This is a genomic window from Halobacterium rubrum (assembly GCF_021729015.1).
Classification (GTDB): Archaea; Halobacteriota; Halobacteria; order Halobacteriales; family Halobacteriaceae; genus Halobacterium; species Halobacterium rubrum.
On record NZ_JAJQQZ010000001.1, the window covers coordinates 1,016,208 to 1,040,670 of the forward strand.

At 70.8% G+C, this 24,463-nt stretch carries 25 protein-coding genes; 8 read left to right on the forward strand and 17 right to left on the reverse strand.

Features of this window, described 5'->3' with window-relative positions; genetic code table 11:
* Nucleotides 1-15: 15 nt before the first annotated feature.
* Complete coding sequence (locus LT971_RS05565) at nucleotides 16-552, reverse strand: mechanosensitive ion channel domain-containing protein (RefSeq protein ID WP_237005860.1); 537 nt, start codon at nucleotides 550-552, stop codon at nucleotides 16-18.
* 137 nt (nucleotides 553-689) lie between these two features.
* Here LT971_RS05565 and LT971_RS05570 point away from each other — a divergent pair, with 137 nt between their 5' ends.
* On the forward strand, nucleotides 690-1,877 hold the full coding sequence (locus tag LT971_RS05570; RefSeq protein ID WP_237005861.1) for a pyridoxal-phosphate-dependent aminotransferase family protein: 1,188 nt from the start codon (nucleotides 690-692) through the stop codon (nucleotides 1,875-1,877).
* A gap of 36 nt (nucleotides 1,878-1,913) precedes the next feature.
* Here the strand turns inward: LT971_RS05570 and LT971_RS05575 are convergent, their stop codons facing one another.
* The 3 genes from LT971_RS05575 to LT971_RS05585 all read right to left on the reverse strand — a co-directional run bounded on the left by LT971_RS05575 (nucleotide 1,914) and on the right by LT971_RS05585 (nucleotide 4,000).
* Complete coding sequence (locus tag LT971_RS05575; protein WP_237005862.1) at nucleotides 1,914-2,222, reverse strand: DUF7116 family protein; 309 nt, start codon at nucleotides 2,220-2,222, stop codon at nucleotides 1,914-1,916.
* Nucleotides 2,223-2,303: 81 nt separating this feature from the next.
* On the reverse strand, nucleotides 2,304-3,698 hold the full coding sequence (locus LT971_RS05580) for a serine hydrolase domain-containing protein (RefSeq protein ID WP_237005863.1): 1,395 nt from the start codon (nucleotides 3,696-3,698) through the stop codon (nucleotides 2,304-2,306).
* 62 nt (nucleotides 3,699-3,760) lie between these two features.
* On the reverse strand, nucleotides 3,761-4,000 hold the full coding sequence (locus LT971_RS05585) for a DUF5816 domain-containing protein (protein ID WP_237005864.1): 240 nt from the start codon (nucleotides 3,998-4,000) through the stop codon (nucleotides 3,761-3,763).
* A gap of 91 nt (nucleotides 4,001-4,091) precedes the next feature.
* Between LT971_RS05585 and LT971_RS05590 the strand changes: the two genes are divergently transcribed.
* Complete coding sequence (locus LT971_RS05590; RefSeq protein WP_237005865.1) at nucleotides 4,092-5,438, forward strand: bifunctional metallophosphatase/5'-nucleotidase; 1,347 nt, start codon at nucleotides 4,092-4,094, stop codon at nucleotides 5,436-5,438.
* 112 nt (nucleotides 5,439-5,550) lie between these two features.
* A complete protein-coding gene (locus tag LT971_RS05595; RefSeq protein ID WP_237005866.1) occupies nucleotides 5,551-6,300 on the forward strand; it encodes a proteasome assembly chaperone family protein in 750 nt (249 codons plus the stop codon).
* Between the two features lie 28 nt (nucleotides 6,301-6,328).
* On the opposite strand, the gene LT971_RS05600 is transcribed toward LT971_RS05595, so the two are convergent.
* Nucleotides 6,329-6,538, reverse strand: coding sequence for a hypothetical protein (locus LT971_RS05600; protein ID WP_237005867.1), 210 nt, complete (start codon nucleotides 6,536-6,538; stop codon nucleotides 6,329-6,331).
* A 447-nt stretch (nucleotides 6,539-6,985) separates the two neighbouring features.
* Entirely contained in the window at nucleotides 6,986-7,192 is a 207-nt protein-coding gene (locus tag LT971_RS05605; protein WP_237005868.1) for a hypothetical protein, read from the reverse strand.
* A gap of 287 nt (nucleotides 7,193-7,479) precedes the next feature.
* Between LT971_RS05605 and trmB the strand changes: the two genes are divergently transcribed.
* Complete coding sequence (gene trmB / locus LT971_RS05610; RefSeq protein WP_237005869.1) at nucleotides 7,480-8,538, forward strand: HTH-type sugar sensing transcriptional regulator TrmB; 1,059 nt, start codon at nucleotides 7,480-7,482, stop codon at nucleotides 8,536-8,538.
* Between the two features lie 20 nt (nucleotides 8,539-8,558).
* On the opposite strand, the gene LT971_RS05615 is transcribed toward trmB, so the two are convergent.
* Both LT971_RS05615 and ppc read right to left on the reverse strand, forming a co-directional pair.
* Nucleotides 8,559-9,410 carry an eIF2B alpha/beta/delta subunit family protein gene (locus LT971_RS05615; protein WP_237005870.1) on the reverse strand — a complete coding sequence of 284 codons (852 nt, stop codon included), beginning with the start codon at nucleotides 9,408-9,410 and terminating at the stop codon, nucleotides 8,559-8,561.
* 73 nt (nucleotides 9,411-9,483) lie between these two features.
* Nucleotides 9,484-12,177 (reverse strand): phosphoenolpyruvate carboxylase, encoded by a 2,694-nt coding sequence (ppc, locus tag LT971_RS05620; RefSeq protein WP_237005871.1) that lies wholly within the window; start codon nucleotides 12,175-12,177, stop codon nucleotides 9,484-9,486.
* Nucleotides 12,178-12,322: 145 nt separating this feature from the next.
* Between ppc and LT971_RS05625 the strand changes: the two genes are divergently transcribed.
* On the forward strand, nucleotides 12,323-12,724 hold the full coding sequence (locus LT971_RS05625) for a DUF7969 family protein (RefSeq protein WP_237005872.1): 402 nt from the start codon (nucleotides 12,323-12,325) through the stop codon (nucleotides 12,722-12,724).
* Between the two features lie 35 nt (nucleotides 12,725-12,759).
* On the opposite strand, the gene LT971_RS05630 is transcribed toward LT971_RS05625, so the two are convergent.
* Entirely contained in the window at nucleotides 12,760-13,608 is an 849-nt protein-coding gene (locus LT971_RS05630; protein WP_237005873.1) for a winged helix-turn-helix domain-containing protein, read from the reverse strand.
* A 103-nt stretch (nucleotides 13,609-13,711) separates the two neighbouring features.
* Here LT971_RS05630 and LT971_RS05635 point away from each other — a divergent pair, with 103 nt between their 5' ends.
* Complete coding sequence (locus LT971_RS05635; protein ID WP_237005874.1) at nucleotides 13,712-14,116, forward strand: DUF5788 family protein; 405 nt, start codon at nucleotides 13,712-13,714, stop codon at nucleotides 14,114-14,116.
* Nucleotides 14,117-14,144: 28 nt separating this feature from the next.
* Here LT971_RS05635 and LT971_RS05640 read toward each other — a convergent pair whose 3' ends face one another.
* From LT971_RS05640 to LT971_RS05650, 3 genes are read right to left on the reverse strand one after another with little or no spacing between them, the layout of a single operon-like run.
* Entirely contained in the window at nucleotides 14,145-15,656 is a 1,512-nt protein-coding gene (locus tag LT971_RS05640; RefSeq protein WP_237005875.1) for an RtcB family protein, read from the reverse strand.
* Nucleotides 15,657-15,694: 38 nt separating this feature from the next.
* A complete protein-coding gene (locus LT971_RS05645; RefSeq protein WP_237005876.1) occupies nucleotides 15,695-16,720 on the reverse strand; it encodes a DoxX family protein in 1,026 nt (341 codons plus the stop codon).
* Nucleotides 16,721-16,765: 45 nt separating this feature from the next.
* Nucleotides 16,766-17,296, reverse strand: a complete 531-nt coding sequence (locus LT971_RS05650; RefSeq protein ID WP_237005877.1) for an archease — start codon at nucleotides 17,294-17,296, stop codon at nucleotides 16,766-16,768.
* Between the two features lie 60 nt (nucleotides 17,297-17,356).
* On the opposite strand from LT971_RS05650, the gene LT971_RS05655 reads away from it, so the two are divergent.
* Nucleotides 17,357-17,872, forward strand: coding sequence for a GNAT family N-acetyltransferase (locus LT971_RS05655; protein ID WP_237005878.1), 516 nt, complete (start codon nucleotides 17,357-17,359; stop codon nucleotides 17,870-17,872).
* 29 nt (nucleotides 17,873-17,901) lie between these two features.
* Here the strand turns inward: LT971_RS05655 and LT971_RS05660 are convergent, their stop codons facing one another.
* From LT971_RS05660 to LT971_RS05675, 4 genes are all read right to left on the reverse strand, one after another.
* The gene (locus LT971_RS05660) at nucleotides 17,902-18,879 is read right to left on the reverse strand and encodes a phytoene/squalene synthase family protein (protein ID WP_237005879.1); all 978 of its coding nucleotides are present in this window, start codon (nucleotides 18,877-18,879) and stop codon (nucleotides 17,902-17,904) included.
* 109 nt (nucleotides 18,880-18,988) lie between these two features.
* Nucleotides 18,989-19,348 (reverse strand): hypothetical protein, encoded by a 360-nt coding sequence (locus tag LT971_RS05665; RefSeq protein WP_237005880.1) that lies wholly within the window; start codon nucleotides 19,346-19,348, stop codon nucleotides 18,989-18,991.
* A 106-nt stretch (nucleotides 19,349-19,454) separates the two neighbouring features.
* A complete protein-coding gene (locus tag LT971_RS05670) occupies nucleotides 19,455-19,622 on the reverse strand; it encodes a hypothetical protein (protein WP_237005881.1) in 168 nt (55 codons plus the stop codon).
* Between the two features lie 72 nt (nucleotides 19,623-19,694).
* Nucleotides 19,695-21,773 carry an AAA family ATPase gene (locus LT971_RS05675; RefSeq protein WP_237005882.1) on the reverse strand — a complete coding sequence of 693 codons (2,079 nt, stop codon included), beginning with the start codon at nucleotides 21,771-21,773 and terminating at the stop codon, nucleotides 19,695-19,697.
* 174 nt (nucleotides 21,774-21,947) lie between these two features.
* On the opposite strand from LT971_RS05675, the gene LT971_RS05680 reads away from it, so the two are divergent.
* Nucleotides 21,948-22,391, forward strand: a complete 444-nt coding sequence (locus tag LT971_RS05680) for an SRPBCC family protein (RefSeq protein WP_237005883.1) — start codon at nucleotides 21,948-21,950, stop codon at nucleotides 22,389-22,391.
* 69 nt (nucleotides 22,392-22,460) lie between these two features.
* Here LT971_RS05680 and LT971_RS05685 read toward each other — a convergent pair whose 3' ends face one another.
* Nucleotides 22,461-24,458: a bacterio-opsin activator domain-containing protein gene (locus tag LT971_RS05685; RefSeq protein ID WP_237005884.1), complete on the reverse strand. Its 1,998-nt coding sequence runs from the start codon at nucleotides 24,456-24,458 to the stop codon at nucleotides 22,461-22,463.
* Between the last annotated feature and the right edge of the window lie 5 nt (nucleotides 24,459-24,463).

A 24,463-nucleotide genomic window follows, 5' to 3' on the forward strand; every position in this document is an offset into this window, starting at 1 on the left:
CCGTGCTAGCGGGCGTCACTCGACCTGCTTCGTCCACTTCTTCTCGACGTCGGCGTTCGCGCGGACCACGGTGTCGCCGTCGGGCGACTCGAACCGCGTCTTCCGGAGCTCGATGGAGCGCACGGTGCCGGTGACGTCGCCCGCGACGACCTCGTCACCGGGGTTGAAGTCGGGGTCGCGCAGAAGGTAGAGGCCGGCGACGGCGTCGGCGAGCATCCCGGAGAGCGCGTAGGAGACGCCGAGCGCGAGGAAGCCCGAGGCGGTGCCGAGCGCAGCGGCGATCTCGGGGAGACCGACCACGGAGAGGAACGCCAGCAGGACGCCGAACCAGAGCACGATGGACCCCAGCGTCCCGCCGAGCTGGACGTAGACCGGCTGGTCGGGGAAGGTCCGCCGGAGCAGCGCGCGCACGGCGGTCATCACGACGCGGACGGCGACGGCGGCGAGCACGAGGAAGACGATGCCGGCGGCGACGTCCGGCAGCGCGCCGACGACGGTGTCGACGAAGCCGTCGACAGTACGCTCGACGACGCCAGCGGTCTGGGCTGTCATGGGACGCCGGTCGCACCCCGGGTACGTAAGCGCTGGTGGCGGAGCGGGCGGCGGCAGCGCTGCGACGGCCTGCACGGGACAGCGGCGCCCTGACCGCTTCCCGAAGGTATTTGCGCCCGCCACGTCCCGGCCTAGGTATGTCCGAGACACCACCCGACGTCGGAGAGCTGTCGCCGCCGCAGCGAACGCTCATGGGCCCGGGCCCGAGCCCGGTACACCCTCGCGTCCTGAAGGCGATGAGCACGCCGCTCGTGGGCCACCTCGACCCGTCGTTCGTGGAGATCATGGACGAGACCCAGGAGCTGCTGCGGTACACGTTCCAGACGGACAACCAGTGGACGATTCCGGTCTCGGGGACGGGGTCGGCGGCGATGGAGGCCGCCATCGGGAACCTCACCGAACCCGGTGACACCTTCCTCGCGCCGACGAACGGCTACTTCGGCGACAGGATGGCGGAGATGGCGCGCCGCGCCGGCGCCGACGTCGTGCGCGTCGGCGCGCCGTGGGGCGAGCCGCTGGACCCCGACGACGTCGCGGACGCCTGTGCGGAGTTCGACCCGGACGTCTTCGGGTTCGTGCACGCCGAGACGTCGACGGGCGCGAAACAGACGAACGTCCCGGCCATCACGGAGGCCGCTCACGACCACGGCGCGCTCGTCATCGCGGACACAGTGACGAGCATCGGCGGCGTGGAGCTGCGGGTCGACGACTGGAACATCGACGCCGCGTACGCCGGGCCCCAGAAGTGCCTGTCGTGTCCGCCGGGCGCCAGCCCGCTGACGCTGAACGACCGCGCGATGGACAAGGTGCTCGACCGCGACGAGCCGGCGCGCTCGTGGTACCTGGACCTCTCGCTGCTGGAGGGGTACTGGGGCGACGAGCGGGCGTACCACCACACCGCCCCCATCTCGAACGTGTACGCGCTGCGGGAGGCGCTGCGGCTGGTCGCCGAGGAGGGCATCGAGGAGCGCTGGGCGCGCCACGAGCGGGTCGCCGGCGCGCTGAAGGCGGGCGTCGAGGCGATGGGGCTCGGTCTGAACCCCGAGGACGACTACTGGCTGCCGAGCCTCAACGCCGTCCACGTCCCGGACGGCGTCGAGGACAGCGACGTCATCGAGTACGTTCTCGAGCACTACGACCTCGAGATTGCGTCGGGGCTGGGTGACCTCGAGGGCGACATCTTCCGCATCGGCTGTATGGGCCACGGCGCCCGGCCCGAGAACGTCACGCTCGTGCTCGCCGCGCTCGCGGACGCGTTCGACGCGCTGGGCGCGGACGTGGACGCCGCTGCCGGGATGGCTGCGGCTCGCGAACAACTTCGGTAGTCGGCAAAAAGACCGGCCGCGGTCGCGCGGCGTCTGTTACTCTGCCGGTGGTGCGCGCGCGACCTCGTAGTCACCGTCCTCCTCGACGCCGAGCACCGCCCACTCGCCGGACGGGTCGCGGCGCTCGAGCTCGCGTTCGAGGGCGTCTGTGTGCTCCGCCCACGTGACGAAGCAGCGGTAGCCGCCCTCGTCGTTCGTGTCGACGTCGTCGGTGACGGCGCGCACTCGTATCTCCTTCCAGTCGCGGGTGGCGGAGAACTCGGCGCCGTCGCCAGCGAGACTGTACCCGAGGTCGTCGAAGATCGACCGGGCCTGCTCGTCGGGAGGAGTGGTAACAGCTCCCATGCAACTACTTCGTTCACGGGCACGGGTCATAAACCTTCTTGCCGTGCGAGGTAGTAGCATACCCTGCTGTAGAATCGCTGCTCAGACGCTGTCGGCGTGGAGCCGCCACCGGCGCACGAAGAGGTCGAGGCCGTCTGCGGTCGGCTCGAACTCGACTGGCACACGGTCGCCGGCCGCCGACACCGCCTCGAACGCGAGGTCGTCGGGGTCGGTGGACACGGGGCGCGCGGTCACCGTCTCCCCGCCGAGCGCCGTATCGATGCTCACCTCGACGCCCCCGCCGGCGGGCTCCACCTCGGCCGACGCGACACCCCGGTAGGACTCGTAGCTGCCCGCGACTCGCCTGGCCTTCGCCCGCAGCCCGTGGAAGGCCACGGCGCCCGCCGGGTCCTCGCCCTCCACGATGGCCAGCAGCGCGGGGCCGACGTGCATCGGGTGCACCTCGGGGGCCGTGTTCGCCGCCACCGCGACCCCGAGCTCGCGCTCGGCGAGGAACCCCAGGTACGCCGACGTCACCGACAGCGTGCCACTGTGGCCGACGAGGTCGTCGCCCCCGAGGAACGACCGCCGCATCCAGCCGTAGCCGTACCGCTTCTCGGTGCCGTCGACCTGTTCGCCCCTGCCGACGTGGCCGCGCTGCGCGCGCTCCAGCAGCCCTTCGGGAACGACGGCCTCGTCGCCGTGCATCGCGAACCGGAGGTAGGCTGCGAGGTCGCGGGCCGTGCTCAGGAGGCCGCCGGCCGCGCCGATGCCCTTCACCGGGAACGTCGAGCGCTCGGGCCCGTCCTCGTCCATCAGGTACGGCGTCATGCCGTCCTCGTGCTCGGTCGGGTCGGCGGCCAGCACCGACCGGTCCATCCCCAGCGGCGCCAGCACCTCGTCGTCGACGTACGCCGGGAGGGCTCTGCCGTCCACGGCCTCGACCAGCTCGCCGAGCACGGTGTAGCCCGTGTTGTAGTAGAAGAAGCGCTCGCCGTCCTCGCCGCCGCCGCCGGCGCGCTCGCCGAGCGACTGCTCGACGTGGCGGCGGTGGTCGCCGTCGCTGCTCAGCGGCGCTGTCTCGCTGCCCTCGCCGAGCATCCGGGCAGCGAGCGCGACGCTCGCGCCGTCGCTGGGCATCCCGGACGTGTGCGTCAGGAGGTCGTGGACCGTCGGCGGGTCCGCCAGGCCCTCGAAGTAGCCGTCCACGTGCGCGGTCACGGGGTCGTCGAGGGCGACGTCGCCGGCGTCGACGAGCTGGAGCACACACGTCGCCACCACGGACTTCGTGATGGACGCGACGCCGTACAGGGTGTCCGAGGTCGCGGGCTCGTTGGCCTCGAGGTCGCGCGCACCGAAACCGTCCAGATAGGCGACGTCGTCGCCGTCCACGATGGCGACACCCGCGCCGGGCACGTCGTTCTCGGTCAGCCAGTCGTCGACGAACGCCTCCACGCGCCGCCGGGTCTCGGCGGCCAGCAGAGCTGTCTCGGCCATACCCGGTGTGTGTCACACAGCAGCAAAGAAGCGAGGGTGCCGGCAGCCCGCCGGCGGGGCGCCTACTCGTGGGCCGAATCCCACTCCTCGGGCTTCCGGAAGTTCCCGCAGACGTTGCACTTGATGCGGCCCATCGAGTCCATCGCGTTGTCGACCGACTCGCAGTTCGAACAGTACCACCCCCAGCGATTCTCGCGGCTCTCGGTCCGGTACACCACGAAGAACGGGCCGTCCTGCCCGCGCTCCCCCTCGTCCTCGGCGACGTACAGCGTCCCGCCGTCGTCGCGCTCGACCGTCAGCATACCCCCGCCTACCGCGGTCCCGCATTTATCGCTTTCTCCCGGGTGCCGGTTCCGAAACCCCCTTGGCCGCCAGCGTCCTCCATCCGCCACCGTGGCTCCCTCCATCTATCACTACTCGGACCTCGAGAGCGTCTACGACACGCCCGAGCGGGCCGGCAGGCTGGCGACCCTGCTCGCCGAGCGCGACGGGGACGCCATCGCGGCCGGCAGCGGCGACAATACCTCGCCGGGCGTGCTGTCGCTGGTGACCGGCGGCTGGCAGGCGACGGACCTCTACGACGTCGTCGAGCCCGACGTCGCGACGTTCGGCAACCACGACTTCGACTACGGCCCGGAGACGACCGCCGACCTCGTCGCCGCCACGCCACAGACGTGGGTGTCGGCGAACGTCTTCCTCGGCGACGACCGAATCGCGGGCGTCGACCCGTGGACGCTCGTCGAGCGCGACGGCGTGACAGTCGGCTTCTTCGGCGTGCTGGACGACTCGACGCCCGCACTGAACCCGATGGCCAGCGACCTCACCGTCACCGACCCGATCGCGGCCGCCGAGGACGCGGAAGCCGACCTCCGGGCGGCCGGTGCCGACTACGTCGTCGCGCTGTCGCACCTCGGCCGCGGGGACGGGGAGCTCGCCGCCGCCACCACCGTCGACGCCGTACTCGGCGGCCACATCGCCAGCGAGCGCGTCGAACGCATCGACGACACGCTGATCACGCGCCCGGGCTCCGGGGGCGAGGTTGTCCTCGAAGTCGACCTCGACTCGGGGGACGTCACCCGCCACGTCGTCGACGATGCCGCCGTCCACGAGGGCGTCGCCGAGTCGCTCCGCCAGCGGATGGCCGACGCCGGCCTCGACGAGGTCGTCGGGCACGTCGCCGAGCCGATGGAGCGCACCGAACGCACGCTGTTCCGGGGCGAGTCCCGCATCGGGAACTTCGTCGCCGACGCCTACCGCTGGACAGCCGGCGCCGACGTCGGCCTCCAGAACTCGGGGGGCGTCCGCGACGGCCCCGCCCTCGACGGCGACGTGACCGTCGCCGACCTCGTCAGCGTCGTGCCCTTCGAGGAGCCGGTGTCCGTCGCCGAACTCACTGGCGCCGAACTGCTGGACGTGTTCCGCGCGGCGAAGGGCGGCGACCTCGGGTTCGCCGAACCGGACTGGTGGCACGCCCACGTCTCCGGCGCCGAGCTGGAGTGGCACGACGGCGACGGCCTCGCGGCGGCCCGTGTCGGCGGGGAGCCCGTCGACCACGACGCCACCTACACCGTCGCCACCACGGACTACCTGTTCTACTCGGACGACGAGTTCCCCGCGCTCGACGAACGCCACCGCGTCGACCGCCTCGACGTCCAGCACGAGGTGCTGGCCGCCTACGCCCGCCAGCAGGGCATCGACCCGAGCGTCGAGGGCCGCGTCCGCCTGCACGCCGACGACTGACCCACCGGTCCGCCCGCTGCCGACCCGGATGCCGTGCTCGCCACTCCAGCAGTGACGCCCCGTCGATCGAGTGGGCCGAACTGCTAAGGAGCCAGTCGCCGTCTGTGCTCTCATGCCGACACCCTACCCCAGCGTCGACGCCGGGTCCTTCCACTTCAGTCACGAGACCGCGGCCGGCGACATCCTGCTGTGTGGGTTCTCCCAGTTCGGGCTCGCCGGCCTCACCGCCGCCGACTACCTCGTCGACCACCTCGGGCTCGAACAGACCGGCCACGTCGCCGCCGACGACCTCCCCGCAATCACGCCGTTCGAGAACGGCACGCCCCGCCACCACACCCGGCTGTTCTCCCGCCAGGACCTCGACGTGACCGTGCTCGTCGGCGAGCTGTTCGTCCCCGTGTCGGCCGCCGAGCCGTTCACGTCGGCGCTGGCCGACTGGCTCGACGCCAGCGACGTCGCCGAGGTCGCCGTGATGGCGGGGGTACCGATGCCCCACGGCCCCGACGATCACCAGACGTACTACGTCGCCACCGAGGACTATCAGGCCACCCGGCTCGCCGACAGCGACGTGCCGCCGATGGGCAACGGGTTCCTCGACGGCGTGAACGCGGCGCTGCTCGAGCGCGGCATCGACTCGCCGTTCCGGGCGGCCGTGTTTACGACGCCCGTCCACGCACAGGCGCCGGACGCCGAGGCCGCTGTCCGGCTCGTGGAGACCGCGAGCGAGGTCTACGGCCTCGACGTCGACACCGGTCCGCTGGAGGCGTTCGCGGCAGAGGTCGCCGACCACTACGAGCAGCTCAGCGAACGCCTCGAGGAAGCGCCCGAGGCGGAGCGCCCCGACGACCGGATGTTCATGTGAAACGGCCGCTTGACCACCCACGAGACACTTACCGGCAGCAGTGAAACCGACGGGGTATGAAGCGACGCGCCCTCCTCGGCACGGTGGCGACACTCGGTGCCTCCAGCGCCGCTGCCGGCTGTCTGGGGTCCCCCGGCCAGTCGGACGACTCGACGACAGCGACGACGACGACGCAGTCGCCCACCACGAGCACGGAGCCGGGGACCTCGACGACCGACGACGGGACCACCACTCCCACCGAACTGCTGGACCTCGGCGAGCCGGCGTCGGCCGTCGACTGTCCGGTGCCCGACGAGGGACGCGCCGTCTGCTACCCCGAGCACGCCGACGCCGCGCTCTCGCTCTCGCCGGACCCGGAGACCGTCGGGCTGCCGGCCGGTGAGACGACGCTGACGCTCGCGAACGACACCGACCACGAGTACCGCGCCAACTTCTACGGCTGGACGCTCTCGAAGCGCGTCGACGGCCAGTGGTACCGAATCGCGCCCCAGTACCACCCCGAGCCGCTGCACGTGCTCCCGTCGGGCGCGACCCACGAGTGGACGCTCGCTGTCGACAACAGCGAAGCGCCGACGGGGGGCGCCGCCGCCGAGGAGGACGTCGACCTCGCCGGGCTCGGCGGCGGCGAGTACGCGTTCACCGTCTCCGGGTGGTTCCCGATAAACGACGACCGCGACGGGTCGTTTCACGTCGCCGCCAGCGCGCGCTTCGACCTCGACGGCGACCCGCTGGAACTCACTCCAGTCGGTGACCCCGACACCAGTCGCGACGGCAGCACGGTCACCGTCACGTCCAGCGAGGCGCCAACCGAGGAGACGCCGCTGTCGGTGCTCACCGTCGAGCGCGTCGGCGAGGCCGGCGTCCCGCCCTCGCGCCCGATACGGGACCGCATCGTCGAACAGCTCCTCCGACCCCGGATGGAGGTGATGGGCGACCCGAATCCGCTGCGGAACGCCCTGCCGTTCTTCGAGGACGGCGTCGACACCGTCCGCTACGAGGCGCCGTCGGGCGTGACGCCGCCGTTCGGGCTGGACGAACCCTGCTACCTCAGGTACGGCGACGAGATCTACGAGATCGCGAGCGAGCCGAGTGACTGCCGAGGTCCCACCCGCACTCCGGTGGCGCGGTCGCGGCCCGCCGACCGCCACCTAAAAGGCGGGGCTGTTCGTCCGTACGGGTATGAGCGACGAGGACCTCCGCGGGACCGTCGAGCGCGTCGGCAGGGGATTCGACCTCGGCGAGTACGAGGTCGAAGCCTACCTCACGGTGCTCCGGCACGGCGAACTCACCGCCAGCGACATCGCCGACCGCACCGACATCCCGCAGCCACGCGTCTACGACACCGTCCGGAGTCTCGGCGACCGCGGACTCGTCGAACTCCGGGAGTCCCGCCCGATGAAAGTCGTCGCCCTCGACCCCGAGGAAGCCTTCTCGAGCCTTCGCCAGGACTTCACCGAGATGGTCGGCGCGCTCGAAGCCGAGTACACCAAGCCGGCCCGCGAGACCGAGGCCGTCTCGCTGGTGAAGTCGCGGTCGACCATCGTCCGGTACTTCGGCGAAGTCGTCGACGAGGCGGAGTTCGAGCTCGTGTGCTCGCTCACGCCCAGCCTCCTCGAGCGCTTCGCGGACGACCTTGCGGCCGCGAAAGACCGCGGCGTGAGCGTCGACGTCGTCGTCACGCCCGCCCGTGACGCCCCGGACCCCGAGGAGTTCGACTACAGTCGTTCGACGACGACGGCGCGCGGCCGTCGCGGCATCACGACCCCCGTCATCGCCGTCGCCGACGGCCACTACTCGGTGTACGCCACGCAGGACGCCGTCCGCGACGACTCCGAGCGCTACGGCGTCATCTTCGACCGCTCGGCGCTTGGCTTCCTGGTCTCGGGCTTCTTCGGCACCGTCATCTGGTCGACGGCGACGGAGACCCTCTACGAACCGGACGACGGCGTCGAACTCCCGCGGACCTACGCCTCTATCCGGCGCTGCGTGCGAGACCTCCAGTCCGTCGACGGCGACGTCTACGCGACCGTCAGCGGCCGCGACGTCCTGACGGGCGACGACCGCCGGGTCGCCGGCCGGGTCGCGGAGACGCGCTTCGAGGAGACCGGCGAGGTCGCCACCATCGTCGTCGACAGCGAGGAGGCAGGTCGCGTCGAAGTCGGCGGCCGGGTCGCCGCGCTCGAAGACGTCGAAGCACACGAGATAGCCGTCGGCCGCAGCGAGCCGCCGGAACTGTAGGAGAACGCCGGCGGTCCCGTCTAGTACTCCCGGACGCCCTCGTCCGTCACCACGGCGTCCAGCAGCCGGGTCGGCGTCGCGTCGTACGCCGGGTTCTGCACCTCGAAGCCCTCCGGCGGCTCCCGGATGACCTCGCTCGTGTCCCGGAAGTCGTTCTCGAACTGGAACCCCGACTCGACGAGCTTCGCGCCCGACCCGGCCACCGTCACCGGCGTCCCGACGTCGGCCGCCGTCGCCACCAGCGGGTACGTCCCCACGCGGTTGTAGTACGTGTCCTCGACGATGCAGTCCATCCCGAGCAGGACCTGGTCGCAGTCGCCGAGGTAGTAGCCGGACGCGCCGTCCACGATGAGGGTCGGGTCGACGCGGTCCATCGCCGCCAGCGTCCGCGCCGTCTTCCGGCCGAGGTGTCGCGGCCGGGCCTCAGTCACGACCACGTCGAGGTGTTTGCCGTCCCGCGCCGCCAGTTCGATGGCCTCCAGCACGGTCGACGAGTAGTCGTGCGTGAGCAGCGTCTGGCCGTCTTTGATGCGGTCGGCGGTGGCTTCGGCTGCCTCGTGTTTCCCGGTGTTCACGCGATCGACCACGTCGTCGATGGCGGCGGCCGTCAGCTCCTGGGCCTCCATCACCGACGCGGGGTCCATGTCGCGGACGCGCTCGACGACCTCCCGCTGGGTCGTCACCAGCGACGCGTGGGAGGGGTTGGCGCGCCGGAGCGCCGTGCTGTTGCGCTCCAGCGCCCGCACGTACTCCTCGACGGTCGGATACTCGCCGTCCAGCAGCGCTTCGAGGGCTCGCGCCGCTTTCACCGCGACGACCGAGGAGGAGTGCGTCCGCATCTCGCGGATCTCCTCGGCAGTCTCGTCTATCATACAGGAACGTCCGGCGGGTCGAGCAATAGGTCTTTTCGTAAGCCCCTGCTGGCTGCTGCGGGCTCGCGAGCGCTCACCCCGTGTTCTGCATGCCGGCGGCGATGCCCTTCACGGCCAGGCGGAGCGCCCGCTCCTCGACCGACGACCGGTCGTCCGTGGCGAGCAACTGCATCTGGAGGTGGTGGAGCGGGTCGACGTAGGGGTTCCGGCGGTCGAGACTCTCCGCGAGCCACCCCGGAATCGGGAGGTCGTCCGTCTGGGCGACGGTCGTGACGAGGTCGACCGCGCGCTCGTACTCCGCCTCGATCTCCGGGAAGAAGCGGTCCCGCAACGGGTCGGGCGCGAGGTCGGCGTACTCGCGGGCGACCGCCATGTCGGTGCGGGCGAGCGCGTGGGCGGCGTTCTCGAGCACCGTCCTGAAGAACGGCCACGACTCGTACATCTCCTGGAGCGTCTCGACGTCGCCGCCGTCGTCGAGGTACGCGTCGAGGCCGGTCGCCAGCGAGTACCAGCCCGGGACGATGCACCGCGACTGCGTCCACGAGAACACCCAGGGAATCGCGCGCAGGTCCTCGATGCTGCGGTCCCCGCTCCGCGACGCCGGCCGCGATCCGAGGTTGAGGTTCTCGATGACGGTGATGGGGGTGGCGTGCTCGAAGTACGACACGAACCCCTCGCTGTCGAGGAGGTCACGGTAGGACTCCCGGGCAGCGTCGGCCGCCGTCGCCACCGCCTCCAGCCACTCGTCGGCGACCGGCTCGGTCGGCGTCTCGATGGCGTTCACCCGGGCGCGGAGCTGGGCGTTCAGCATCTGTTCGAGCTCCCGCTCCGCGATGGTCGGGTTCGCGTACTTCTCGGCGATGGTCTCGCCCTGCTCGGTGAACTTCACCTGGCCGGTGACCGACTCGTTCGGGAGCGCGAGCAGCGCGTCGTTCATCCGGCCGCCGCCCCGCGAGACCGACCCGCCGCGCCCGTGGAACAGCCGGAGGTCGACGCCGTAGTCCTCGCAGATGGCCGCGAGGCGCTTCTGGTTCCGGTACAGCGACCACCGGGCGGCCAGGTAGCCGTTCTCCTTGTTGGAGTCAGAGTATCCGAGCATCACCTCCTGGGTGTCACCGCGTGCCTCGAGGGCCGCCGCGTACGCCTCGTTCTCGAACAGTGTCCCCATGATGCGGCGGGCGTCCGAGAGCGCGGCCTCGGTCTCCAGCAGCGGCACGACGTCGAGGTTGCAGGTCTCGGGGAGGTCGACGACGCCGGCCTGGTCGGCGAGGAACAGGACTTCGAGGACGTGGCTGGGCTGCTCGCACATCGAGATGCAGTACGTGTCGATGGCGTCCACGCCGAACTCGCGGTGCCAGTCCGCGAGCGCGTCGAACCGTTCGAGGACGCGGGTAGCCTCGTCGTCGAGGGCGTCGGTGTCGGTGAGATCGAGCATCGGCGACGGCTGCGTGATGGCGTCGGTGAGGAAGTCGACGCGCTCGGACTCACTCATCCCCGCGTAGTCGGTGCCGTGCCGGTCGAGTACCGCCGAGATGGCGTGCGTGTGTTTCTCGCGGTGGTCGCGGAGGTCGAGACTGGCGAGCGTGAACCCGAACGTCTCGACCTGCCGGACGAGCGGGTCGACGTGCAGCCGCGCCACCTCGTCGGCCCCGTTCGCACGGAGGTCCTCGGCCAGCCCCGCCAGTTCCGCGCGGAACTGGTCGGGAGTGGCGTACCCGCCGTCGCGGGGGTCGGTGACGCGGTCGAGACGTTCGGTCAGCAGCGCGACCTGCTGGCGGTACGGCTCGCCGTCGTACTCGTCGGCGGCGCGGTCGGCCGCCGCGGGGAACCGTTCCCGGTTCGCGCGGAGCTGGTCGTCGAACCGGTCGCAGTGCGAGAGCCGTGACCCGTCGTGGCTCACGACGTCGACGAGGTCGTCGACGGCCTCCAGGTACTTCTCCAGGACGACGCGCTGCTGGCGGTCGAGCGTGCGCTCGGTGACCTCGCGCGTGACGAAGGGGTTGCCGTCGCGGTCGCTGCCCGCCCACGACCGGAACTCCAGGAGCTTCGGCACGTCCAGTGACGCCTCCAGGTCGTCGTCGTCGAGCGCGTGCTCCAGCTCGCGGTACACCTCGCCGACCACGTCGAAGAGCACGTGTTCGAGGTGCCACTGGACGTTCAGCGCCTCGTCGAACGGCTCCGGCCGGCGCTGCCTGACCTGCCGGGTCTGCCAGAGGCTCGTCACGGTGGCCGCGAGCGCCTCCTCGTGCTGGCGTTGCTCTTTGGTCGTGAGGAGCTGCTGGTCGAGCGTCTCGAGTTCGTCCGCGACCGACCGGAGCTGGGACTTCACGGTCTTGCGCCGGGCTTCGGTGGGGTGTGCGGTGAACGTCGGTTCGACGAGCACGTCCTCGAACGCGCGCTGGACGGTCTCCGGGTCGGCGGTCGCGAGCGCCTCGACGGCGGCTTCGAGGCCGTCGTCGGGTCGGCCGGCCTGGCTCTGCTCGCGGAGCGCGCGGATGCGGTCGCGTTCCTCCGCGAGGTTCACGAGTTCGAAGTACGTGGTGAAGGCGCGAGCGACTGCCAGTCCGTCCTCGTCGTCCAGGTCGGCACACAGCGCGCGGAGGTCGCCGTGGTCGCCGTCGCCGCGGTCGCGGTTCTCGATAGCCCGCGTGCGGAGCCCCTCGACCGCGTCGAAGGTCGAGTCGGAGGTCTGGGCCCGCAGTACCTCACCGAGGAGGCCGCCGAGGTGTCGGACGTCTACCCGGATGTCCCTGTCAGACAATTCCATACACACCGGTTCCGACTGGTGGAAGATAAAACGACCATCCCGCCACGAGTATTGCCACTCGGAGACCACCGCCGCGACCGGCTACGCCCGGTCGTCGGGCTGCCGGCGCCGCACTGGCTTTACGCCGCGCGCCCGAACCACTGGTATGGTCGCCGTCTCGTACTACTGTCCGCGGTGTGGCGCCGTCGCCGAACTCGACCGCGACCCCTACATGGCGGACAAGTCCGTGACGCCGTTCCCGCTGGAGGGCTGGACGTACGCCGACCCCGCCGAGGACGACTACGAGGCCGACGAGTTCGACGGCGTGCGGCTGGACTGCGGGGAGGGAGGCGTGCTCGACTGGTCGCACCCGCCCGACGCGAGCGAGGCGAGCGACGCCGACGAACCGGGCTGCGGGGAGCCGTTCTACCTGAACTTCGTGCGCTTCGAGGACGGCAGCGAAGTCGAGGGGAGCCGGGAGTCCCGGCGCGTCGAACTCTCCGAGACGCAGGGTCCGGACTCGCCGGGCGGTCCCGGTGGACCGTCCGGGCCGGGCTTCTCGCGGTAGGGGTCGCTCCGCGCCAGTCTCGCTGCCGTCGTCGGTCAGGTGCGCTCTGTTTCGACTACCTCACCGTCGCCGTCGACGGTCAGTGACAGTGTCTCGCAGCCCGCTTCGACGACGACGCGCACCCGGAGCGGCGCCCTCGACACCACGGACTCGGCGCCCGGTTCGCAGAAGTCCAGCGTCCAGAACGGCACCGTACGGACATCGACGCCGTGGTCGAAGTGGAAAGCCAGTACGTCGGGGTGCCCGAGTAGGAACAGCCCGACGGGAAGCACGTGCTGGAACCCACAGTGGTGGCAGTCGCCGTGATAGACGTAGTGCTCGGGGTCGCCGTGCCATAGCTCGAGTTCGCCCTTGACGCGCCCCGAACACTCCGAGCAGACGCCCGCTCGGGTCAGCGACCCCCAGCGGTTTTCGAGGAAGCCGGCGCGCTCGGCGACGACATCCCGGGGCTGTGACTGAAGAAAGCTCGGCGGGACGTACAGCGCCAGCGCGTGGTCGTCGTCGCCGCAGGTCACGTGGAGCGCGCCCGCCTCGTAACGCAGACAGAGGTCGTCGCCGCAGGTCCAGCACTCCCCCGGCGCATCCACCGGTCCCCACGTCCAGTCGGTGTCGAGGAATCCCGACCGCAGCATAGACACTACGCGCATCCCCACGCGGGAGAGCCGGTAGCCGTCGGCCCCGCCTTCGACGAGTCCATCGAGGCGGTCGAGGTGGTAGGTGAAGTTCCCGCTGTCGCGCTCGCCGACGCGCTTCCGGAGGTCGTTGTACGCGAGCCTCGCGTCCGCGCCCTCGCTCCGGTGGAAGTCGGCGAGGGCGCGCAAGATGTCGGCGCGAGTGGCCTGCGAAACCACGTCGAACACGTCCGTCGAGGCGTCGTCGTCCACTCCCGAGAACTACGCCGCGCGCCACGTAAACCCACCGTGTCAACAGGGTTAGTGTATCGAGTTGCTCAGAACGACTAATGCCGATGCCCGTCACGCGGCAGGTATGGACGACCGAGAACGAGAGCGACTGCTTGACCGCGTCGAACGGTCCTCGAACAGCATCGGCGAGTCGATTCCAGACGAGCTTACCGTCGGCGACACCACCATCGACCTGAAGGCGTTCGTCTTCGAGTGCAAGCGCCTCGACTCCGTACCGGCCGACCGGCGCGAAGAAATCGAGTCGGTTCAGTCGATGCTCCGTCGCGAACGCCTCCGACGCAAGCACCGAATCAGGGACGACGACCTCACCTGCGAGACGGCCGAGGACCTCGCGGCGAGCGTCCACGGAATCGACCGCGCGTTGAACGCGCTGGCAGGATTGGACGACCCCGGCATCGGCGAGGAACTCCGGCAGAAGCGTCTCGACGACGCGAGAGAACTAATCGCACTCGCCGACACCTCGCTCTGACCGGTGCGCGGGCCGACGGCACTGACGGTCACCCCTTGACGTTACAGACGGGGTAGGTGCGGACGACGAGGTCGCCGATGCCGAGGGCGTCGGAGACGCCGACGACGTCGTCGACGTCCTTGTAGACGCCGGGGGCCTCCTCGGCGATGGTGGCGCCGGAGGCCGCCTTCACGTAGATGTCGCTGTCCTCGCGGAGGTCGTCTTGCACGTCGCCGCCCCAGTACTCGTCTTTGGCTTGCGTGCGGCTCATCAGGCGGCCGGCGCCGTGGGCGGTGGAGCCAAACGACCGGCCGAGCGAGCCGTCGCCGCCCTTCAGGACGTAGCTGCCCGCACCCATCGACCCGGGGATGATGACTGGCTGGCCGACCTCGCGGTACGCTGCCGGGACGTCCGGGTGGCCGGCGGGGAACGCCCGCGTCGCGCCCTTCCGGTGGACGAACAGCTCGCGGTCGACGCGCTCGCCGTCGCCGTAGAGGCTGTAGCCGCCGTCGTCGTCCTCGCCGGCGACGACCTCGTGGGTCTCGCGCTTCGCGATGTTGTGGGCCACGTCGTACAGCAGGTCCATCTCGAGGGCTTCCCAGTCCGGCGCGTCGAAGACGTCCGCGAACGTCTCCCGGACGGCGTGCGTGATGAGCTGGCGGTTCACCCACGCGAAGTTGATGGCGGCGCACATCGCACCGTAGTACTCCTCGGCGAGCTCGGAGCCCGCGGGCGCCGCCGCGAGGTCCTTGTCCGGCAGCGACTCCAGAAAGTCGGGGTGTTCCTGTTCGATGCGCCGCAGGTAGTCCGAACACACCTGGTGGCCGAGCCCCCGCGAGCCGCAGTGAATCAGGACCACGATCTGGTCCTCGGCGAGACCGAAGGCGTCGGCCGTCTCGTCGTCGTGGACGTCCGTGACGCGCTGGACTTCGAGGAAGTGGTTGCCCGACCCCAGCGACCCCATCTGGCTGGCGCCCCGGTCCCGGGCCTTCTTCGAGACGGCGTCGAGGTCGGCGTCCGGCCGCTGGCCCTCGTCCTCGCAGTGCAGGCGGTCCTCGCGGACGGCGTACCCCGCCTCGACGCACCAGTCCACGCCCCGCTCCAGCGCCTCGTCGAGGTCGGTGTGGTTGCCGTCGTGGACGCCGCCGCCCCCCAGCCCGCAGGGCACGGCGTCGAACAGCGCGTCCACGAGCTCCTCCTCGTGGCCCCGGACGTCGTCGTAAGTGAGGTTCGTCTTCACCATTCTCACTCCGCAGTTGATGTCGAAGCCGATTCCTGCGGGCGATATACAGCCGTCTTCGGCGTCGAAGGCGGCGACGCCGCCGACGGGGAAGCCGTAGCCCTGGTGGCCGTCGGGCATGCAGAGCGCGGGCGCGACGACGCCGGGCATGCAGGCGACGTTCCGGAGCTGGTCGAGGGTTTTGTCGCCTCCAATCTGCTCGAGGAGCGCCTCGCTGGCGAGCACGCGCGCCGGGACGCGCATCTCGTCGTCCCGGGCGAGCTCCCAGACGTCCGGCTCGACCTCGGTGAGGTGGTGGCCGCGCGCGTCGAAGGAAGTCATACGTGTCCGTCCGCCGTCCGCGCTGGAATACGTTTCGTCTACTCCGCGGTCGCACGGACTCGCGCGCGGTCGGAGACGGTGCCGAGGCGTTCGTCGACCGACAGGGGGCCGCCGCCGGTGACGAACAGCGCGGAGACTAGCCCGAACAGCGTGACGTGTGCGAGCACTGGATCGTCGGGCAGGCCGAACAGCGTGGTCGTGAGCACGAGGAACGCGGTGGCGGCGGTGGCTCGCGTGAACAGGCCGAACACGAGGAGAACGCCGATTGCGAGTTCGGTGAGCCCGGCGCCGACTACCCAGAGGCCGGGGTCGACGGGGACGACGGCGGTGAGGCCGTACTTCTCGACGACGGCGAGCGCGCGCCCGGGGTGGGCGAGTTTCTCCCAGAACCCGAGCAGCGCGAAGTTGACGCCGAGGCCGACGCGGACGACAGTCGGCGCGAACCGCTCGTAGGGCGCAACTACGTCGTTGAATCGGTCGACCAGTGGGTGGAGGGGGTCCAGTCGGCCGTAGAGGGTGTCGTCGGCAGCGGCGACCCGCTGGAGGAGGTGGTCGGCACTCGGGCGGCCGCCGCCGAGCACGGCGATGCCGAGGAAGCCACCGACGTACTCGCTGGCCAACAGGAGGTCTGGGTCGACGACGAGACCGGCGAGGTAGACGGCCAGTCCGGCCAGCGCCACCGCCCGGGTGGCGAGTCCGAACAGCAACAGGAACCCCAGCGACACCTGGAGCACGCGCGTGGGACTCTGGACTGCCGGCGAGAAGAAGTAGCCGGCGAACCCGGCGCCGACCAGCGGCAGGCCGACCGCGAGCCGGAGCATCCACGGGACGAACGCGCGGTAGCTGGCGAGCGCGTCGCGCAGCGCGTCGATGTCGGCGGCGGCGGGCCGGTACCGGAGGAACGCCGCCATAGCCGTGACCACGGCGAGACCGCCGGCGCCGACCGCGGTCGCGTTCACCGGGGCCGAGAGGACGTCGAGGAGAAACGCTACTGCCTCGACCGCCGACGACCCGTCGACGACGTAGCGGACGTGGGTGGGAGCCCCGAGACCTGCGAGAGCCATAGTCGTCGTACGGCCGCCACACCGAAAAGTCTCGCAGGTGCGGCGTCAGACGTCGAAGACGACGTACGCGTGCCAGCCGGATTCGCGGGGCTCGAGGACCATCTCGGAGTACGTGACGGCCTTGAGGTCGCGGGCGTGGAGTTCGCTCAGCGGGACGCCGCGAGCCGTCGCCTCGACCACCCACTCGCTGGCGTCCTCCTCACCGTCCTCGCCCGCCCCGGTGTCGCCGCTGCCGGTGGCCACCTCGCGCACCGTCGCGTCGCTGTCGACGGGGAGGACGCCGCGGACGTCTCGCTCGTAGAGGAGTCGGCTGAGGTAGTCGTAGAGCACGGCTTCCCGGGACTCGGCGCGTTCCTCGACGGCGAACCGCTCGCCCGCGTCGGGGACATCGCCGTCGGCCATCGCGGCGGCCATGCCGTCGGCGAGCGCGGCGAACACGCCGCCGAGGCTGTCGGCGTCGGCTTCCACGGCGACGTCGGCGGTGTGGTCGCGGAGCGTGAACGACGTCACCGCGACGCACCCCGGGAGTCGGCTGTGGTCATCGTCGGACGCGACGGCGAGCACGGAGGAAAGCATTTCGACGGCGAGCCCCCGCGGGACGGTGGAATTATGGTCGTCGGCGCGCTACCGTCTCGGGTGAGCGTCACGGTGGACGAACAGGTGGTTCCCCCGGGCAGCGACGAACACCTCGAAGCGGCCTGGGCGCTGAAAGAGCACATCCGGGAGCACGAGGGCCTCCTGAAGCAGCGACGCGGGTTCTTCGCGAACGCGTACCGGCGGGCGACGGTCCACTGTTTCCTCGCGGGTGACGGCAGCAACGACGGTGACGACGACGGCGGCGACGACCTGATAGGGTTCGCGGCGGCGCGCTCCGACGGCTACATTCTCTTCCTGGCGGTGGCGCCCGAGTACCGCGGCGAGAACTTCGGCGAGCGCCTCGTCGCGTCGGTCGCCTCCGAGGCGGGGAAGGCGTCCTGTCACGCCCGGAAGACCAACGAGAACGCCATCGGGTTCTACCGGAATCTCGGGTTCACTGTCGAGCGCGAGATCGACGACTACTACGAGGACGGCACCGGCGCCTACTACCTCCGGCTCGGCGACCACGACCGTATCCGGGACCGTATCTCGGAACTGCTGCGCGGCGGCCGGTAGCGGGCCATCCGGTGGCGCAGCGTTGCCCGTCAGTCAGAGTTCGCAGTGGCGTCGCCGACCGCGGCGTTCGTGTTCGCGGGGACGGCGAACTCGTCGTCGTCCGGCGCCGCGAGGTCGGTGACGGCGTAGAACACGTCGAGTGGGTCGTCGGTGAACTGCCAGCGCAGCCACGCGCGGGCGACGAGACTCAGTCGCCGCGGGAGTGTCAGCGTCGGCCGCTCGGAGACCACGTCGCAGCCCCGGTCGCGGATCAGCCGGTGCTGGTCGGCGTACATCACAGCCGCCGCCAGCACGGGGAACTGGCAGCCGTCGGGCAGGTAACGGATGCCGTCGACGCCGTGGTGGTAGAGCCGTTCGGTTCGCCGGAGCTCCGCCTGAACGGCGTGCCCGACGGCGGGCGAGAACGACAGGCTGGTGACGTCCCCGTGGCTGGCACCGTAGCCGTCCAGCGTCTCGGCCGGGAGGTAGACGCGGTCGTAGTCGACGACGTCCTCCCGGACGTCCCGCAGGAAGTTCGTGAGCTGGAACGCCTCGCCCAGCGAGGCGGCGTGCGGTCGCGCGACCGCCTTCTGTTCGGGGTCCATGACTTCGAGCATCATGTACGCGACGGCGACCGAGGACCCGCGGAGGTACGTCGACAGCTCGTCGTGGTCCCGGTACCGGACGGTGTCCTCGACGTCCATCAGCATCGAGTCGACGAACGCGTCGACCTCCTCGCGGGGGATGTCGTGGCGCTCCCGGAGGTCGGCGAACGCCGCGAGCACTGGCTCGTCGGTCTCGCGCTCTCCGAGTGCTGCCTCGCGGACGCGCTCGAGTTCCCGGCGCTGGGCCTCGGGCGGTCCGGGGTCCTCGTCGTCGACGATCTCGTCCGTCAGCCGGAAGAACGCGTACAGGACGTACGTCGGGTACCGGACCTGTCCGGGGAGGAACCGGGTCGCGACGTGGAACGTCCTGCCGGTGGTCCGCTGGACGGCCTTGCTCCGTCGTATCTGTTCCCGTGAGACCATGTGGTGGTGAGTGGACTGCGTCGGTTGCCGCGTGGTACCACGTCACTCTCCCCTAGGGACGCGCCCGGCCTCAAAGGGATACCCCACCAGTTTGGAGTGCTTATCTGGGCTAGTACTCGTGGAACACCTCGCCGCAGCGACGGCACTCGATTCGCGCCGACCCGAACCACGGGTCGATCTTCTCCACTGGCCCGTGGCACTCCGGACAGACGCCCATGCCGCGGTCGTCCGCCGCGCGCACCGAGAGGTCCAGCAACAGGTCCTCCAGTTCCTCGATCTGTTCGCCCTGTTCCTCGACGAGGGCTTCGAGCTCGTCGACGCGCTGCTCGTAGGCCTCCGCCGAGTCGAGGTCCACGACCACGTCCTCGCTCTCGTCCGTCGTCGCGTCGGTGTCGGTGGTCACGGACGACTCCGTCGTCGCTTCGTCCACTGTCGCCGTGTCGGCCGTCTCGTCGGTGTCTTCGGTCACGGCTAGTGGTCGGTGTTCTGTGGCTTCAAACACGGACCAAACTGGTGGCCCCCGGAGTGTGTCTCGGCGTCCTGACAGCCGCTGGCGCGGTCTCGCGAGGACGCCCTCAGACCAGGCGACCCATGTAGACGCCGACGCCGACGACGGCAGCCGCCATCCCGACGTTCAGCAGACCGGGAATCCGCTGGCCGCGCGAGACCCGGTAGAGGCCGAACGCCGCGATTGCGACCGCGACCATCACGTGCACGCCGACGACGAGGTTCTGCTGTTCCATACGCCGAGTTCGGTCCTCGGGGCCTTCAACGGCACCCCAAACCCCGTGGGCCGGCTCGGGCGCTGGGTCGCGTCACGCCGACTCGCCGACCGACGGCTCGGTGCGGTCGACTGCCCGCCTGAGATGGTCCTGCTGGAGGACGAGGCCGTCGGCGTCCTCGGCGTCGAAATCCGTCTGGCGGAGGTGGTCTTCCATCGCGAGCAGGGCGGCCTCCCGGACGACGCCGGCGAGGTCGCTGCCGGTGTAGCCCGGCGTGGCGTCAGCGAGCGCGCCGGTGTCGACGCCGCCGCCGGTCGTGACGTCCGCGAGGTGCACGTCGAGGATGGCGGCCCGCGCGTCACGGTCCGGGACCGGGACCTCGACGCGCTTCTCGATGCGGCCCGGCCGGAGCAGCGCCGGGTCGACGGAGTCCGGGCGGTTCGTCGCCGCGAGCACGGCGACCTCGCCGCGGGCCGAGAGGCCGTCGAGCTCCGTCAGCAGCTGGGAGACGACGCGCTCTGCGGCGCCGGTGTCGGTGTCGCGGCGGGCCGGCGCGAGCGCGTCCAGTTCGTCGAGGAACACCACCGACGGGGCGAGCCGACGCGCGCGCTCGAAGAGCTCCCGGACGCCCTTCTCGCTCTCCCCGACGTACCGGTCCATCAGCTCGGGGCCGTCGACGGCCAGAAAGTTCGCGTTGGTCGACTCGGCGACCGCCTTCGCGAGCATCGTCTTCCCGGTGCCCGGCGGGCCGTAGAGGAGGACGCCGGACGGCGCGTCGGTGTCGAGGCGCTCGAAGAGGTCGGGGTACCGCTGTGGCCACTCGACGGTGCGCACGACCTCCCGTTTCGCGGGCTCCAGCCCGCCGATGTCGCGGTACGAGACCGACGGGCGCTCTACCGTGACCTCGCGCAGTGTGGAGGGGCCGACGGCGTCGAGCGCGGCGTCGACGTCCCGGGCCGCGACGACGGGGTCCCGGGCGGCGCTGCGGCCCACGGCTCGGGTGGCCGCGTCGACGAGCACGGCTTCGAGGTCGGCGCCGGTGTAGCCGTGGGTCCGGGCGGCGACGGCGTCGAGGTCGACGTCGTCGTCGATGCCGACGCCGTCGGCGTGGACGGCCAGGATCTCGCGGCGCGCGTCTGAGCCGGGGACGCCCACGCGCAGTTCACCGTCGAAGCGCCCGCCGCGCCGCAGCGCCGGGTCGACCGCGTCGGCGCTCGCCGCCTCCCCGACGACCACGAGGTCCTCGCGGTCCCGGACCTGGTCGAGCAGCCAGCCCAGACGGGACTCCGTTCGCGGGCTCCCGCCGCCACCGGCCTCGGGGTTGGGGGCGGCGGCCGGGAGGTCCTCGACGAACAGCACGGCCGGCGCGTCGTCGCTGGCGGCGCGCAGCACGGCAGCCAGCGCGTCACGGTCGCGGGCGTCGACAGGCGTCACCTCGTGAACGGGCAGGCCCGCGCTGTCGGCGACCGTGTGGACGAGCAGCGTCTTCCCGGTGCCCGCAGGGCCGTGGACGAGCACGCCGGCAGGCGACCGCGCACCGACGTCCTCGAAGGCGTCGTCCACGAGCGGTGCGGCGACGAGCCGGCGGAGGGTCGCGCGCTCCTCGCGTAGCCCGCCGAGGCCACTCCGTGGACCGTCGGCAGCGGGAACTGGCTCGGCATCAGTTCCGCCGTCCTCGACTGGCTGGAGCGTCACCGTCGTCTCCGCGGTGGCCGTCACCGGTGAACCGGGCTCGGTCTCGACCACGTCGACGGCAACGACGACGGTCCCGCCGAACAGCCGGACGTTCACACGGTCACCGACCGCCAGATGCCGGCCCGCGAGCGCTCGCGCGAGCGCGTCGGCGTCGCCCTCGAGCGCGGACGGCTGGGCGGGCGCGACCACGACTTCGGCAGCCGGCTCGGGATCGACACGGGCGATAGTGACGGCGTCGGTGTCGCCGACGTTCCGACGGACGTCGTCGCCGGCGAGTGCGCTGTCGGGGCCGAACGCGTCGCTGTCGGGGCCGACCGCCGCGACGGTGTCGTCGGCACCCTCGACGCGTACGGCGCCGCCGACAGCGACGCCGACGCGCTCCCGGGTCTCGGATGCGAGCCTGAGCTCCTTACCGTCGACTCCGGTCGCCCCGTCGTCGTTGCTCGAGTCCCGCAGGACCACTCGCGCTCGCGTCATCCCGTTCCCGCCTCCGGTAACACGTGCTAGCTGTGAACTGACAGCCGCAAAGGGACACCCCCCAAACTGCTGGGGTGTCGCGGCCCCGAGCGGACTGTGTCACTCGCTACCAAATTGATTGGGCGGCGGAGTTACCCCCGGTGCACCCGACGTTCCTGTTGCCGTTACACAGCCATGTTCACGGTCGAGCAACAGGTCCGCATCGACTCGCCGCCCGGTGAAGTGTTCTCCTTCCTCGACGACCCCCGGAACCACGTGAAAGTCACGCCCGGCCTCGTCGACGTCGCAGACGTGGAAGCGCTCGCCAGCGGCGGCAAACGTGCCGAGTACCGCTACAAGCTCGCCGGCGTCGAACTGGTCGGCGTCGTCGAGGACGTCGAACGCGTCCCCGGTAGCCGCCTCGTCCAGCGGCTCACTGGCGCCATCGACGGCACCATCACGTACGAACTCGCGGGTGACGACAACGACGACGACGGCGCCACCGACCTCACGTACGAGGCCGAGTACGACCTCCCCGACACCGTCATCGAGTCGGTCCTCGCACCCATCGCGGAAGCCTACAACCGACGCGAAGCCAGAGCCACCGTCGAGAACCTCAAGACGTTCCTCGAGAACTGACCGGTCGCGCGACCCCGCTTGCGACGCCGCCACGGTCCCCGCTGGCGACGCCTCGCCGGCTCCCCGCCGCTATTCTTCGAAGAACGCGCCTACGAGCTTCTGCTTGGCCGCCTGCAGGTGCTGGTGGTACGTCGACGGCACGATGTCCATCGACTCGGCGAGCTGTTTGCCCTCGGCGCGCCGCGGCCACTCGAAGTAGCCGCTCACGTACGCCTTCTGCAGCGCCGTGAGCTGGCGGTCGGTGAGTTCGCTGCGGAGCTCCTCCCGGAAGCCGTGGGGGGTCTGCTCGGGGTCGTCCTCGTGGTACGCGACCAGCTCGACGTCCTCGTAGGTCTCCCGGAGCGCGCTCAGAACGCGCCGGGCGGCGCCCTCCGTGCCGACCCGGACCTCCAGCTCGAGTGTCGAGCCGTCCGCGCGCATCGACCTCACCCGGCTCCCGAACTCCGAGAGCACGTCGACCAGCGGCGAGTTCTCGAGGCTGAACTGGACGACGCTCTCGTCGTCCGTCGACACGATTACCTCCGCGTCCAGCACGTCGTCGTAGGCCCGGGCGGCCTCGACGACGGCCTCGGCGTCGTCGTGGGGCGTGCTGACGAGCGTGAGCACGCCAGGCTCCTGGCTGTCCGCGATGGTGGCTTCCTGCTCGAACGTCGTGTCGACGGCCGCCGCGAGGTCGACCAGGAAGATGTCGTCGTCGGACAGCTCCACGCCGATGTTCAACACGGTGTCGGTGGCGATGGTGCGTCGCGTCAGCACGTCGTTGATGGACGCCCCGACAGTGCGCCCCAGCGACCGCAACAGGACCTGCTCGCGGTCGTCGAGCAGCCGTTCCTCCGTCGCGACGGCGAGCACGCCGTACGTCGTCGAACGGTACGTCAGCGGCACGAGCACGCACCGCTCGCCGTCTCTCACGCCCGGCAGCGCCTCCGCCTCGTCGACCGTAGTGGCCTCCCGCTTCTCGAGGACCTCCCGGAGCGCGACGACGCACGCCGAGTCCCCGTCGAGAGAGAGGGTGGTGCCCCCGGCACCCTCGCAGTCGCCCGTCGCCTCCCGCACCTCGACGGTGTTCTCCGTCGCGTCGTACCGGCCGAGCCACGCGCCGGCGTACTCGCTGCCCGTCCCGACGCGCTCGGCGATGCTGCCCTCGATCTCCTCGCGGTTGTCGGCCCTGACGAGCGCCGACGTGACGTCGTTCACGAGGCCGTTCACGCGGTCCAGCAGCCGGTCCAGTGACTCGCGCTCGGCCTGCAGGTCCTGCTGGGCTTCCCGCCGCTCGGTGACGTCCATCTGGAAGCCGACGTAGTGGGAGACGTCGCCGTTCTCGTCGAAGATGGGGCTGATGGTCACCTGGTTCCAGAACAGCGACCCGTCGCGCCGGTAGTTCCGCAGAACGACCTCTGCGTCCCGCCGCTCGCCGATGGCCTCGCCGAACGCCGCGACCTTCTCCTCGTCGGTCCCCGGCCCCTGCAGGAAGCGGTGGTTCGCCCCGACGACCTCCTCGGCCGGATACCCCGTGATGTCCTCGAAGGAGTCGTTCATGTAGATGACCGGCTCCTCGGGGTTCTCGGCGTCCGAGATGGTGATGCCGATGGGCGCCTCGTCGAGCGCCTGCTCCTTGAGGCGGCGCTCGGCCTCCACCGTCAGGTCCGATATCGGCATCCGGGTGTCGCCCTCGGCGGCGTACGTCGGCACAGTGCTGTGGAGGCGTTCGACGACCGTCTCCGTCGCGTCGGCTGCGAACGACGGGACGAGCCCGGTGGCGTCGGCTTCGACGGCGCGCCGCGCCACCTCGCCGTCGACGGCCGTCGGCACCAGCACCACCGGCAGTTCGGCGTGTGTCTGTCGGACGGCCTCGAGGAACGCCACGCCGTCGAAGCCGTCGGCGACGTGGACCGCGACCACGCAGTCGATGTCCGGGTCGTCCACGCGGTCGCGCGCGGCGACGAAGTCCCGTACCTGTGTCACCTCGAGGCGGTCGTCGTCGGCGAGGCTGCCGGCGGTCGGACCCGTCTCGGGGTCCTCGCCCGCGAACAGTACGCCGATCGTCTGTGTGTCTGTTGATGTCATGAAGT

Excerpts from the sequence above, each read along its gene's own strand:
- LT971_RS05565 (WP_237005860.1), bottom strand. The coding sequence starts at position 552 with ATGACAGCCCAGACCGCTGGCGTCGTCGAGCGTACTGTCGACGGCTTC.
- LT971_RS05570 (WP_237005861.1), top strand. The coding sequence starts at position 690 with ATGTCCGAGACACCACCCGACGTCGGAGAGCTGTCGCCGCCGCAGCGA.
- LT971_RS05575 (WP_237005862.1), bottom strand. The coding sequence starts at position 2,222 with ATGGGAGCTGTTACCACTCCTCCCGACGAGCAGGCCCGGTCGATCTTC.
- LT971_RS05580 (WP_237005863.1), bottom strand. The coding sequence starts at position 3,698 with ATGGCCGAGACAGCTCTGCTGGCCGCCGAGACCCGGCGGCGCGTGGAG.
- LT971_RS05585 (WP_237005864.1), bottom strand. The coding sequence starts at position 4,000 with ATGCTGACGGTCGAGCGCGACGACGGCGGGACGCTGTACGTCGCCGAG.
- LT971_RS05595 (WP_237005866.1), top strand. The coding sequence starts at position 5,551 with ATGCCGACACCCTACCCCAGCGTCGACGCCGGGTCCTTCCACTTCAGT.
- LT971_RS05605 (WP_237005868.1), bottom strand. The coding sequence starts at position 7,192 with ATGCGGTCCCGTATCGGGCGCGAGGGCGGGACGCCGGCCTCGCCGACG.
- trmB (WP_237005869.1), top strand. The coding sequence starts at position 7,480 with ATGAGCGACGAGGACCTCCGCGGGACCGTCGAGCGCGTCGGCAGGGGA.
- LT971_RS05615 (WP_237005870.1), bottom strand. The coding sequence starts at position 9,410 with ATGATAGACGAGACTGCCGAGGAGATCCGCGAGATGCGGACGCACTCC.
- ppc (WP_237005871.1), bottom strand. The coding sequence starts at position 12,177 with ATGGAATTGTCTGACAGGGACATCCGGGTAGACGTCCGACACCTCGGC.
- LT971_RS05625 (WP_237005872.1), top strand. The coding sequence starts at position 12,323 with ATGGTCGCCGTCTCGTACTACTGTCCGCGGTGTGGCGCCGTCGCCGAA.
- LT971_RS05635 (WP_237005874.1), top strand. The coding sequence starts at position 13,712 with ATGGACGACCGAGAACGAGAGCGACTGCTTGACCGCGTCGAACGGTCC.
- LT971_RS05640 (WP_237005875.1), bottom strand. The coding sequence starts at position 15,656 with ATGACTTCCTTCGACGCGCGCGGCCACCACCTCACCGAGGTCGAGCCG.
- LT971_RS05645 (WP_237005876.1), bottom strand. The coding sequence starts at position 16,720 with ATGGCTCTCGCAGGTCTCGGGGCTCCCACCCACGTCCGCTACGTCGTC.
- LT971_RS05650 (WP_237005877.1), bottom strand. The coding sequence starts at position 17,296 with ATGCTTTCCTCCGTGCTCGCCGTCGCGTCCGACGATGACCACAGCCGA.
- LT971_RS05660 (WP_237005879.1), bottom strand. The coding sequence starts at position 18,879 with ATGGTCTCACGGGAACAGATACGACGGAGCAAGGCCGTCCAGCGGACC.
- LT971_RS05670 (WP_237005881.1), bottom strand. The coding sequence starts at position 19,622 with ATGGAACAGCAGAACCTCGTCGTCGGCGTGCACGTGATGGTCGCGGTC.
- LT971_RS05675 (WP_237005882.1), bottom strand. The coding sequence starts at position 21,773 with ATGACGCGAGCGCGAGTGGTCCTGCGGGACTCGAGCAACGACGACGGG.
- LT971_RS05680 (WP_237005883.1), top strand. The coding sequence starts at position 21,948 with ATGTTCACGGTCGAGCAACAGGTCCGCATCGACTCGCCGCCCGGTGAA.
- LT971_RS05685 (WP_237005884.1), bottom strand. The coding sequence starts at position 24,458 with ATGACATCAACAGACACACAGACGATCGGCGTACTGTTCGCGGGCGAG.